An 11,162-nucleotide genomic window follows, 5' to 3' on the forward strand; every position below is an offset into this window, starting at 1 on the left:
CAGGGCTCAGTATTGCAGCGCTTCTGCCGCCGCACCTTGAGGAGCGTCAGAATGCGAAGTTGGCCGTGAGCCGAACCGTGCGCGGCGCGCCCGGGGTGTAGCGGTAGCCGCTCTTGTTGATCGCTGCCACGTAGTCCTTGTCGAACACGTTGTAGACATTGAACTGCAGGTCGACGTTCTTGTTCACGCGGTACGTGGCCATGGCATCGACCACCCAATAGGAATCGATCTGCGCCGGCGTTCCGACCGCGCCGTCCGTGCCGCGTTTGATCGCTCCCGTGTAGCGCGCACCGGCGCCGACGGTCAGGCCGAACGGCAGGCGGTACGTCGTCCACGAGGTGAATGCGCGCTCTGGCGTGTAGACCAGCGCGGCGCTGCCGTCGGCGGAGACCGGGGGGCCGCTGAGCACCGTGGCATTCATGGTCGTGAAGCCGGCACTGGCGCCCCAGTTCGGCGTGATCGCGCCAGCAAGGCCAAGTTCGATACCCTGGACGCGCTTCTTGCCCGTCTGATAGTAGACCGCGGTGTTGGTGGGGTCCTGCACCACTTCGTTCTCCACCTCGGTGCGGTAGAGCGCCGCGGTGAGCGCCAGCTTCTTGTCGAGCAGGTCCCACTTGGTGCCGACTTCCGCCGTCTTGGCCTTTTGCGGCTCGTAGTTCACGTTCGCAGCGCTGTTGGCCGAGGTGCTGAGCGCGAAGTTGGCGCCGCCCGGCGGTTGCGCCGCGGTGCCGTAGGCCGCATAGATGCTGCCGTTCTCTGCGGGCTTGTAGACCAGGCCGAGCTTCCCCGTCACCAGGTTATCGGACGTGCTGAGCGAACTCGACACCAGCGTGCCGACGGGCAGCGTCGGGTTGGTGGTCGCAGTCGAGCGGGTGCCCGCGAGGTAGTCGGTGCTGTAGTGGTCGACGCGCAGGCCGCCGGTCAGTTGCCACTGCTCGTTGAACTTGAGCGTGTCGAACACGTACATGCCCACCGTGTCGGTCGTGCCCTTGCTGTCTGCGCCATTGCGGATGCGGTTGTAGCCGCTGACGTTCGGGTTGGGGTTGTACAGATTGGCCGCCGGCCAACTGCCACTTCCGACCGAGACGCCGTTGCCGATCGCGTTGATCCCGTAGTAGCCGTAGCTGTCCTGCTCCTCGCGCATCAGTTCGACGCCCGCGTTGAGCGAGTGGCCGACGCTGCCCGTGTTGAACTTGGCACTGACGTTGGTCTGGTTGGTGAAGATCTTGTTGACCTGGTCTTTGTTGGTCGGGTTGCTGCGTGCCAGCGTCCAGCCGGCTGGGTTGGCCGCACTCGGCGTCACGATGTTGGCGGAACTGCCCATGAAGGCCGTCAGCATGTAGTCCTGCGAGGTCTTGGCGTAGCGCGTGGTGTTGCGCAACGTCACGTCAGGCGTCAGGTCGTGCTCGAAACGCGCGGTGAACATGTCCGACTTGACCTTGTCGAAGTCGGACGTCGTGCCGTAGTAGTTGCTGGAATCGACACGCGCGGCCGTGCCCAGGAAGCCGCGTCGGGGGTCCGGGCTCGCGAAGCCGGGCAGTCCGATGGTGGGCACGCCGCCATCGGGGATGTTGTCCTGGTCGACATGCACGTAGTCGAGATAGACGCGGGTCGGGCTGTTGAGCCCGAAAGCGAGCGACGGCGCAATCGCCGAGCGCTTGTTCTTCACCACATCGCGCCCGGCGACGTCGGAGTCGTCGACCACCGCGTTGAGCCGGAAAGCCGCCCCGATGCCGTTCTCGCCGCTGAGCGACTTGTTCCAGTCGACACTGCCGCGCTTGAAGTTCGCGCTGCCGATGCCCAGCGAGCCGGTGAAGCTGTCCTCCAGGCTGGGCTTCTTGGTGATCATGTTGATGTAGCCCGTCGGCGACGTGCGGCCGACGTCGGTGCCGGCCGGGCCCTTGACCACTTCGACCTGCTCGATGTTGAAGGTGTCGCGCGACACCGAACCCAGGTCACGGATGCCGTCCACGAAAATGCTGCTGGAGCTGTCGAAGCCGCGCATGTAGATGGTGTCGCCGGTATTGGTGTTGCCGTTCTCGCCCAGGAAGAAGGTGCTGGCGCCGGGGGTGTTGCGCAGCGCTTCGGTCAGGGTGGTGGCGCCTTGCTCGCGCAACACCTGTTCCTTGATGACGGAAATCGTCTGCGGCGTGTCGACCAGCGGGGCCGTGAACTTCGTGTTGGCGGACGTGTCGGCCTTGTAGTCGGGCGTCGCCGTGTCCTGCACGCGGACTTCTTTGAGCGTGCTGGTCGCCGCTGTCTGAGCACCGACCGGCATGGCCATGACGATCAGGGTGGCGGCCGCTGCACTGGCGATGGGAGTGGTGGAACGCGCAGCGTGCTTGCGCGCTTTGATATGTGACGCCATGAAGGTCCTCTGAAGTTTTCTGGACTCGACTGGCTGCGCGGGGAGGCGCCGGCATCGGCAACTCCAGAGGGCGTTGGCTGGGTGAGGCAGGCACTGAACGCGTCTGCGGCACGGATGATAATGATTCGCATGTAAAAATCCTCAAGATTTTTACGTGTTGTTGCCAAACTGCTACATGCGAGGTGCCGTTGCGTCGGCAGCCGGGCGGGCTAGTAAACGTCCCGGCAGTACCGCTTCTCCGCGATCAATGCGCGGATGCGTGCATCGCCCGCCAGCTCCCGCAACGCCGCATCGACCCCAGCTGCCATGCCTTGCAGGCTGCCGCAAACGTAGATGGCGGCGCCACGCGCCAGCCAGTCTCGCAACTCGTCGCCCAGTTGCAGCAGGCGGTGCTGCACGTAGAGCCGCTCCGCTTGATCGCGCGAGAAAACCATGTCCAGCCTGCGCAGCGCACCGCTGTCGCGCCAGGCCTCGAGTTCCGCGCGGCACAGGAAATCGTGTGCCGCATTCCGTTCGCCGAACAGCAGCCAGTTCTCATGCTGCCCCACGGCGGCACGGGCCCGCAGGTGGCTGCGCAGGCCCGCCAGGCCGGTGCCGTTGCCGATCAGGAGCAGTGGGCGCTCTGCGTTGCCGTCGAGCCGGAAGTTTCGGTGCGGGCGCAGGCGCATGGCCACCGAATCGCCGAGCGACAGCGTGGACGTCAGCAGGCCAGAGGCCGCGCCGAGCGTGCCATCGGGATGGCGCTCCTGTCGCACCAACAACTGCAGTTCGCCGTCCGATGGGATCGAGGCGATCGAGTAGTCGCGCGGCCGGGCGGGGTCGTTGACCAGCGCGACCTGCACCAGGTCGCCGGACTGCCAGTTGGGTTCAACGCTGTGCGGCGCCTGGAAGCCGAGTTGGTAGACCGGGCCGCCCTCGCTGCCTGGGTTGAGCAGTTCGCGCCGCACCAGCCGCCAAGGTGCGAAGTCGGCGGTGGCTTCGGCGACATCGGATGCCTCGCCACCGCCCCATTGCGCATGCCAGTCGGCCAACGCTGCCGGATCGCCGTTGTCGACCTCGATGCGGGGTGCGACCGGCACGGCGCCGGTCGATTGCAGCCAGGCATCCAGTGCGCGGCCGAAGCCGCAAAACTGGGCGTACTGGCGGTCGCCCAGCGCGAGCAGGGCATAGCGCAGCGCCGGCAGTGTCTCTGCCATGCCCATCCAACGTTCTGCGAACACGCTGGCGCCGTCCGGCGCATCGCCTTCGCCGTAGGTGCTGGCCACGAAGAGCGCGCGCTGCGCCGCGCGCAGCGTCGCGGTGTCCACGTCGTTGAGCGAAAGCACGCGCACCGGCGTGCCCTTGGCATGCAGCGCGCGGCCGGTCTGCCACGCGATCGCCTCGGCCTGCCCGGTCTGCGTCGCGAAGACGACCAGCACCGGCGATTGCGCGCCGTCGCCGGCCAGCGCTGTTGCAGCGCGCGCCGCCGCGGCGTGGCGACGGCGCTGGCGCCACCAGATGGCCAGGCACATGACGATGTACGCAAGCACCAGCAGGCCCGCAGCCCCGATGCGATGGAACGGCTCGGTCATCGATCAGCGGCGCGAAGGGCGTTGTGACGGCGGGAAATGGGTCATGAAACGCGCGCCGTCCAGGCCGGCGTGGCGATGGCGCGATGCCCGGCATCGCCGTCGCGGCTGACGAACAGCGCCGCGACCGCGTGGTGCGCGGCGAACTCGGCGCCGTCGATGGGGCCGAGCACGGTGAGGGCGGTCGCCAGCGCATCGGCATGCATGCAGGAGGGATGCAGCACCGTGACCGAGGCCAGCGTGTGCGAGCTCGGTTCGCCGCTGCGCGGGTCGATGGTATGCGACCAGCGCCGGCCGGCGTGCTCGTGCGCATGCCAGTGGTCGCCGGAGGTGGCGATCGCCAGGTCGGTCAGCGCCACGGGGGGCAGGGTATCGATGGGCGTGTCGACCCGCACGCGCCAGGCCTGACCGTCGGGTCGTCGACCCACGCCCCGGAGTTCGCCTCCGACCTCCACCAGGAAATCCTGCAGACCGGCCGCGATCAGCGCATCGGCCACGTGGTCCACGGCAAAGCCCTTGGCGATGCCGGACAGGTCGAGGTGCAGGCCGCCAGGTTGCGTGAGGTGCCTGTCCGCCGCGTCGAATGCGAGGCGTTGCCACCCGGTGCGCGCGCGCGCCGCGTCCAGTGCTTTCGGCGACGGCGGGCGGTGGTCAGGGCCCGTCCCGGCCTGTGCGCCGAAGCCCCACAACGCGACCAGCGGGCCGACCGTCGGGTCGACGGCACCGCCGCTCGCCTCGGCCCAATGCAGCGCGCAGGCCAGCACGTCGGCGAAGGCCGGGGCCAGGGCATGACGGGTGCCCGCTTCGGCCGCGTTGTAGCGGCTGATGTCGGACGCCGGCTCCCAGGTGCTCATCTGCGCGACCACCCGGTCGAGCGCGTCGGTCACGGCGGCGCGGACCGCGTCGGGCGGCTGCATCGACGGGTTGTCGAACCGGAGCGACCAGGTGGTGCCCATGGTGCGGCCGGCCAGCGACTGGAGGCGCGAAGGGTCAGCCAGGCGCGGCATGGCCGCGTTCGCATAGCCGCTGGCGTGCCAGGTGGCGAAGGAGGGGCGCACCTGCGCGTTCACTGTCGCTGGGCTCAGGGCATCACTTCCACGGTAGCCGCATAGCTCAGGCGGCGCTCCTTGGCCTGCGGCATCGTCGTCTTGTTGTCCTTGGTGCTGGCGTCGATCCAGTACATGCCGGCGGTGGGCCAGGTCACGCTGAACTGGCCCTTGTCGTCGGTCTTGAGCTTCGTTTCTGCGAGCTGGTCGCGATACTGCGTGTTGCCGGCCGTCACGGTCACTTCCAGGTCCTTCGCCGGTTGGCCGTCGATGTGCAGCGCGAAGGTGGCCTTCTCGCCCTTGGCGAGATCGGTGAACGCGCCGCCGGTCGACACCATCTCGAGGCCCTGCCCGATCGGCTTCGGTGCCGAGGGCTTGCCCACCGTCACGAAGGTTTCGATGCGGCCGACCGATTGCGTGACCGTCACCTCCTGCGCGTCGGCCGGAATTTCCTTGGCGAGTGCTTCGGGCGTGCCACGGGCGCGCTTCTGCTGGCCCGTTGCCTTGTCCTTCCAGCTCGCGAAGCCGCCGGCATTGACGACGGCGATGCGATAGGTGCCCGGTGCCCCGACGTTCACGTCGAACACGCTGCGGTGCTTGAGCTTGGCCTCCGACTCGGGCTTGACCGTGCTGCCGTCGGGTGCGGTGATCAGCAGGTTGTCCAGACGCATCGCGGCGTGGTTGGCGACGAAGAGGTCGTTCGAGACGGCAGCGTCGACCGAGATGGTGTCGGGCTTGGACAGCACCGTGGTCGACGGCAGCAGCCAGGCGTTGTGCGCGTGGGCCATGCCGACGGCCGTCAGGGCGGTGGCGAAAGCGAGGGTGCGAAGGGACAAGGTCATGGTGGACTTTCCGGTGAGGGTGATCGGGTGGGCGCTCGCTCAGGGCTTGAGCTCGAGTTTGATGTCGCCCAGCTCGGTGCTGCCGCTGGCGCGCTGCTGATCGGCCTTGGTGGGCGGCCACTGGAAGGGGACGGACACGACCTCGCGGCCGCCGACTTCCCGTGCGGCCTCGACCACGAACTTGTAGGCGCCCGGCGCCAGCTTCGCGGCGGCGGCGTCGGGAAGGCTGATCACATGGGTGCCGGCGGGTTTGGTCGCGCTGGTCACGCCGTCGATTGGTACCTGGAGTTCGCGGCCCGTGCGGCGCCACCACTGGCGCAGGTCCTTGAGCCACTTGGTGCCTTCACCTTCGGGATTGTTCGTCCGTGTGCGAACGTCGTACCAGACGGCCACGGTGGCGGCGACGCTGTTGTCCGCCCGCTCGATCCATGCCGCCACATAGGGGCGGTGGTACTCGGACACGTTCAGGCGCGGCACCTCGATGCTCGCGCCGAGACCGGCGGCGACGGCGGGAACGCCGAACAGGGCTGCGAGCGCGGGAATGGCCAGGGAGTAGCGGACTTGCACGGGAGACCTTTCTTGGGACGAACTAGTGAATGAACAGCAGTGCGAGCAGCACCGGGATGACCAGACCCATGCCGACCATTGGCCAGGTGAAGGGGCGGTTGCCGGCATGCATCTTCAGAATGAAGAGGCCGGTGATCGAGAACACCAGCGCCGCGGCTGCAAAGATGTCGATGAACCAGCTCCAGGCCGCGCCCGTGTGGCGGCCCTTGTGGAGGTCGTTCAGATAGGAAATCCAGCCGCGGTCGGTGCGTTCGTATTCGATTTCACCGTCGCCCAGGCTCACCCGCAGCCAGGCATCGCCGCCAGGTCGGGGGAGCGAAAGATAGACCTCGTCGTCGGACCATTCGGCGTCGCCGCGGCCGGTGTCGATTCGCCAGGCCTTGTCGACCCAGACCCGCAACTCGGGCGGCAGTTCTGCCTTGCCTTTGCGGGCTCCTCGAACCTCGACAGCCTGTCGTTCGAGTTGAGCGCGCAGCGCGTCGTCGACCTTGCCGCGCAGGGCGGTGACCTCCGGCCTGGCTTCGATCTGCGAGGAGTGATTCAGCGTGAAGCCGGTGACGCTGAAAAGGATCATGCCGATCAGGCAAAGCGCCGAACTCACCCAGTGCCATTCATGCAGGGTCTTGAGCCAATAGGCACGGCGGCGGGTGTCGGGGGAGGCGGTGGAGGTCATTCGAAGGCGAGAATTCTAGCCTTACAAATGAGAATCACTGCTATCTGCGTCGAGGGCTTTCGATCCATGAAAGGCCCAAAAGGGACCGCCGTGCAGAGTCATGCTGCTACATATTTGATAGCTTGTGAAGTTGCGTAAAGCGAAAAAAAAAAGCGGGACCGAAGTCCCGCCATGGCATCGGCAGCCTGCCGATTTACTCGAGTTCGCCCATTTGCGACTGCAAGTAGTTCTGCAGACCCACCTTGCCGATCAGGTCGATCTGCGTCTCCAGGAAGTCGATGTGTTCCTCGGTGTCATCGAGGATCTTCTGCAGCAGGTCGCGCGACACGTAGTCACGCACCGTCTCGCAGTGGGCCATGCCGGCCTTGATGGTGGCCTGCGCGCCGTATTCCGCCTTGAGGTCGCACGCCAGGAGTTCAGGCACGTCCTCGCCGACGTTCAGCTTGGCCAGGTCTTGCAGGTTGGGCAGGCCGTCCAGCATGAAGATGCGGTCCATGAGCCAGTCGGCGTGCTTCATTTCGCCGATCGACTCCGCATATTCCTTCTTGGCCAGCTTGTCCAAGCCCCAATGCTTCAGCATGCGGTAATGCAGGAAGTACTGGTTGATCGCAGTGAGCTCGTTCTTGAGCTGCGCCTGGAGATGTTCGATGACCTGTGGGTCGCCCTTCATGGTGTTCTTCCTTGTTCTCGAAACAGCGATTGTCCGTGCGGCTCGCAGGGGCACGCAAGCAATCCCATGCGCAACCGGTCTGCATGCGTGTGAGGGTGATAGGCGTTCGTGTTCGGCGAGACGTGCCATTCGAGAATTCATAGGTCCAACCGATGCATTCGATAGTTCATTGCTATCGAATGCCAAAATTTGGTAGCTATACTCATGGCTCACCTTTTCTTCATCTGCACCGCCAAGGAATCACCATGTCCCTGATCAACACCCAAGTCCAGCCCTTCAAGACCCAGGCCTACCTCAACGGCAAGTTCATCGATGTGTCCGACGAGACGCTCAAGGGCAAGTGGTCTGTGCTGATCTTCATGCCGGCAGCCTTCACCTTCAACTGCCCGACCGAAGTCGAAGATGCGGCCGACAACTACCCCGAGTTCCAGAAGCTGGGTGCCGAGGTCTACATCGTGACCACCGACACGCACTTCTCGCACAAGGTGTGGCACGACACGTCGCCGGCCGTCGGCAAGGCCAAGTTCCCGCTGGTGGGCGACCCGACGCACACGCTGACCAACGCTTTCGGCGTGCACATCCCCGAAGAAGGTCTGGCGCTGCGCGGCACCTTCATCGTCAACCCGGATGGCATCATCAAGACGATGGAAGTGCACTCCAACGAAATCGCCCGCGACGTGAAGGAAACGCTGCGCAAGCTCAAGGCGGCCGTGTACACAGCGGCGCACCCTAACGAAGTCTGCCCGGCCAAGTGGAACGAAGGCGACAAGACCATTGCCCCGTCGTTCGACCTCGTCGGCAAGATCTAAGCGCCTTGCGCCAGAAGGCCCGGGCGCCCACGAGGCCCCGGGTCTTTTTATCCCGATTTGATAGTTTTTGAATATCGAAAGTGAGTCCGCCATGCTCGACGCAGCCACCAAAGCCCAACTGAAGAGTTACCTCGAACGCGCCACGCAGCCGATCGAGATCGTCGCTTCGCTCGACGACAGCCAGGCCTCCGGCGAGCTGCTGTCGCTGCTGAAGGACGTCGCCGAGTCGTCGCCGCTGGTCAAGCTGACCGAAAGCCGCGACGACAACCACCGCAAGCCCTCGTTCTCGGTCAATCGCCCGAGCGAAAACCACGGCCCGCGTTTTGCGGGCCTGCCGATGGGCCATGAATTCACGTCGCTGATCCTCGCGCTGCTGCAGATCGGCGGCTATCCCCCCAAGGTCGAGCAGGAAGTGCTCGATCAGATTCGCGCGCTCGATGGCGACTTCGAGTTCGAGATCTATGTCTCGCTGACCTGCCACAACTGCCCGGACGTCGTGCAGGCGCTGAACCTGATGGCGGTGCAGAACCCGCGCATCCGCACGACGATGATCGAAGGCGGCACCTTCCAGGACGAGGTCAAGGAACGCCAGATCATGGCGGTGCCCACCGTGTTCCTCAACGGTACCGAGTTCGGGCAGGGCCGCATGAGCCTCGAAGAGATTCTCGCGAAGATCGACACCAGCGGCGTCCAGCGCGAAGCGAAGAAGATCGCGGCCAAGGCCCCGTTCGACGTGTTGATCGTCGGCGGCGGTCCCGCGGGTGCGGCTGCGGCCGTGTACGCAGCCCGTAAGGGCATTCGCACCGGTGTCGCGTCGGAGCGCTTCGGCGGCCAGGTGCTCGACACCATGGGCATCGAAAACTTCATCTCGGTCAAGGCGACCGAAGGGCCGAAGTTCGCGATGGCGCTCGAAGAGCACGTGCGCGCCTACGACGTGGACATCATGAACCTGCAGCGTGCCGCCGCGCTGGTGCCGGGCAAGGACTACGTCGAGGTCAAGCTGGAAAGCGGCGCGTCTCTGAGGAGCCGTACCGTGATCATCTCGACCGGTGCCCGCTGGCGCAACATCAACGTGCCGGGCGAGCACGAGTACAAGAACAAGGGCGTGGCCTATTGCCCGCACTGCGATGGCCCGCTCTTCAAGGGCAAGCGCGTCGCGGTCGTCGGTGGTGGTAACTCCGGCGTGGAAGCGGCGATCGACCTGGCCGGCCTCGTGGGCCACGTGACCCTCATCGAATTCGACACGCAACTGCGTGCCGATGCGGTGCTGCAGCGCAAGCTCCAGAGCCTGCCGAACGTGACCATCCACACCAATGCGCAGACGACCGAGATCACCGGCGACCAGCAAAAGGTGAATGGCCTGGTCTACAAGGACCGTGCGACCGGCGAGAGCCATACCGTGCCGCTCGAAGGTGTGTTCATCCAGATCGGCCTGGTGCCCAACACCGACTGGCTCAAGGGCACGGTCGAGCTGTCCAAGCATGGCGAGATCGTGGTCGATGCGCGCGGGCAGACCTCGGTGCCCGGCGTGTTCGCGGCCGGTGACGCGACGACCGTGCCGTACAAGCAGATCATCATCGCCGCCGGTGACGGCGCCAAGGCTGCGCTGAGCGCCTTCGACCACCTGATTCGCACACCGTCACCCGTGGTGGAAGCCGCAAAGATCGACGCGGAAGCCGTGGCCGCGTGATCTGAGCGCACAACGCCTGCAATGGAAAGGCCACCGCATGCGGTGGCCTTTTTCGTCAGTAGGTCAGTCGCTGCGGCTGCAGCTCCTGCAGGATGGTCGTGGCGATTTCCTCGATCGACTTGGTCGTGGTGCTGAGCCAGCGGATCCCGGCCCGCCGCATCATCGCCTCGGCCTCGCTCACCTCATGGCGGCAGTTCTCGAGGCTGGCATAGCGCGAATTGGGGCGGCGCTCGTTGCGGATCTCGCTCAGGCGCTCGGGCAGGATGGTCAGGCCGAAGATCTTCTTGCGATGGGGCAGGAGCGCGGGCGGCAGCTGGAGCCGCTCGAAATCTTCCGGGATCAACGGGTAGTTCGCCGCCTTCAGGCCGTGCTGCATGGCCAGGTACAGCGACGTCGGCGTCTTGCCGCTGCGGCTGACGCCGACCAGGATCACGTCGGCGCCCTGCAGGTCCCGGTTGCTCTGGCCGTCGTCGTGCTGCAAGCTGAAGTCGATCGCGGCGATGCGGTCGTTGTACTCCTTGCTCTTGCTGACGTCGCTGAAACGGCCGATGCGGTGGTTCGACTTCATCGCCAGCTCGATCTCGAGCGGCCGCACGAAGGTGCCGAACATGTCGAGCAGCATGCCCTTGCAGCCGGTTTCGATCACCTCCAGCACGTCCATGTTGGCCAGCGTGGTAAAGACGATCGGCCGCCGACCCTCGATCTCGGCCGTGTGATTGATCTGCCGAACCGCCTGGTGGGCCTTGTCCACGGTGTCGGTGAACGGCAGTCGGATGTGACGTGGCTTGATCTCGAACTGCGCGAGCACGGCGTTGCCGAAGGTTTCGGCGGTGATGCCGGTGCCGTCGGAGACAAAGAAAACGGAGCGTGTGGTCATGGTTTGGCGGTTTTGTCCTTCGGCACGACCGGCGGGCGCGCGCCTACAATCC

Annotated in this window: 10 protein-coding genes; 2 read left to right on the top strand and 8 right to left on the bottom strand. The window is 65.5% G+C overall.

Annotation, left to right across the window (positions count from 1 at the left end; translation table 11 throughout):
* Positions 1-46 precede the first annotated feature (46 nt).
* From ACSFA2_RS03050 to bfr, 7 genes are all read right to left on the bottom strand, one after another.
* A complete protein-coding gene (locus ACSFA2_RS03050; protein ID WP_435453823.1) occupies positions 47-2,368 on the bottom strand; it encodes a catecholate siderophore receptor Fiu in 2,322 nt (773 codons plus the stop codon).
* Between the two features lie 209 nt (positions 2,369-2,577).
* Positions 2,578-3,939, bottom strand: coding sequence for a sulfite reductase subunit alpha (locus tag ACSFA2_RS03055; protein ID WP_435453824.1), 1,362 nt, complete (start codon positions 3,937-3,939; stop codon positions 2,578-2,580).
* 41 nt (positions 3,940-3,980) lie between these two features.
* Complete coding sequence (locus tag ACSFA2_RS03060) at positions 3,981-4,994, bottom strand: FAD:protein FMN transferase (protein ID WP_435453825.1); 1,014 nt, start codon at positions 4,992-4,994, stop codon at positions 3,981-3,983.
* 23 nt (positions 4,995-5,017) lie between these two features.
* A complete protein-coding gene (locus ACSFA2_RS03065; protein WP_435453826.1) occupies positions 5,018-5,824 on the bottom strand; it encodes a DUF4198 domain-containing protein in 807 nt (268 codons plus the stop codon).
* A gap of 39 nt (positions 5,825-5,863) precedes the next feature.
* Complete coding sequence (locus tag ACSFA2_RS03070) at positions 5,864-6,391, bottom strand: DUF2271 domain-containing protein (protein WP_435453827.1); 528 nt, start codon at positions 6,389-6,391, stop codon at positions 5,864-5,866.
* A gap of 22 nt (positions 6,392-6,413) precedes the next feature.
* Positions 6,414-7,064, bottom strand: coding sequence for a PepSY-associated TM helix domain-containing protein (locus ACSFA2_RS03075; protein WP_435453828.1), 651 nt, complete (start codon positions 7,062-7,064; stop codon positions 6,414-6,416).
* 193 nt (positions 7,065-7,257) lie between these two features.
* On the bottom strand, positions 7,258-7,734 hold the full coding sequence (bfr, locus tag ACSFA2_RS03080) for a bacterioferritin (RefSeq protein ID WP_435453829.1): 477 nt from the start codon (positions 7,732-7,734) through the stop codon (positions 7,258-7,260).
* 245 nt (positions 7,735-7,979) lie between these two features.
* On the opposite strand from bfr, the gene ahpC reads away from it, so the two are divergent.
* Positions 7,980-8,543: an alkyl hydroperoxide reductase subunit C gene (gene ahpC / locus ACSFA2_RS03085; RefSeq protein ID WP_435453830.1), complete on the top strand. Its 564-nt coding sequence runs from the start codon at positions 7,980-7,982 to the stop codon at positions 8,541-8,543.
* A gap of 91 nt (positions 8,544-8,634) precedes the next feature.
* Positions 8,635-10,233, top strand: coding sequence for an alkyl hydroperoxide reductase subunit F (gene ahpF / locus ACSFA2_RS03090; protein WP_435453831.1), 1,599 nt, complete (start codon positions 8,635-8,637; stop codon positions 10,231-10,233).
* A 55-nt stretch (positions 10,234-10,288) separates the two neighbouring features.
* Here the strand turns inward: ahpF and ppsR are convergent, their stop codons facing one another.
* On the bottom strand, positions 10,289-11,110 hold the full coding sequence (ppsR, locus tag ACSFA2_RS03095; protein WP_286644792.1) for a posphoenolpyruvate synthetase regulatory kinase/phosphorylase PpsR: 822 nt from the start codon (positions 11,108-11,110) through the stop codon (positions 10,289-10,291).
* Between the last annotated feature and the right edge of the window lie 52 nt (positions 11,111-11,162).

This window comes from Variovorax cryoconiti (assembly GCF_051216395.1).
In the GTDB taxonomy this organism is placed as follows: Bacteria; Pseudomonadota; Gammaproteobacteria; order Burkholderiales; family Burkholderiaceae_C; genus Variovorax.

Coding starts and splice junctions, on each gene's coding strand:
- ahpF (WP_435453831.1), top strand. CDS start 8,635: ATGCTCGACGCAGCCACCAAAGCCCAACTGAAGAGTTACCTCGAACGC.
- ACSFA2_RS03075 (WP_435453828.1), bottom strand. CDS start 7,064: ATGACCTCCACCGCCTCCCCCGACACCCGCCGCCGTGCCTATTGGCTC.
- ACSFA2_RS03055 (WP_435453824.1), bottom strand. CDS start 3,939: ATGACCGAGCCGTTCCATCGCATCGGGGCTGCGGGCCTGCTGGTGCTT.
- ACSFA2_RS03050 (WP_435453823.1), bottom strand. CDS start 2,368: ATGGCGTCACATATCAAAGCGCGCAAGCACGCTGCGCGTTCCACCACT.
- ahpC (WP_435453830.1), top strand. CDS start 7,980: ATGTCCCTGATCAACACCCAAGTCCAGCCCTTCAAGACCCAGGCCTAC.
- ACSFA2_RS03065 (WP_435453826.1), bottom strand. CDS start 5,824: ATGACCTTGTCCCTTCGCACCCTCGCTTTCGCCACCGCCCTGACGGCC.
- bfr (WP_435453829.1), bottom strand. CDS start 7,734: ATGAAGGGCGACCCACAGGTCATCGAACATCTCCAGGCGCAGCTCAAG.
- ppsR (WP_286644792.1), bottom strand. CDS start 11,110: ATGACCACACGCTCCGTTTTCTTTGTCTCCGACGGCACCGGCATCACC.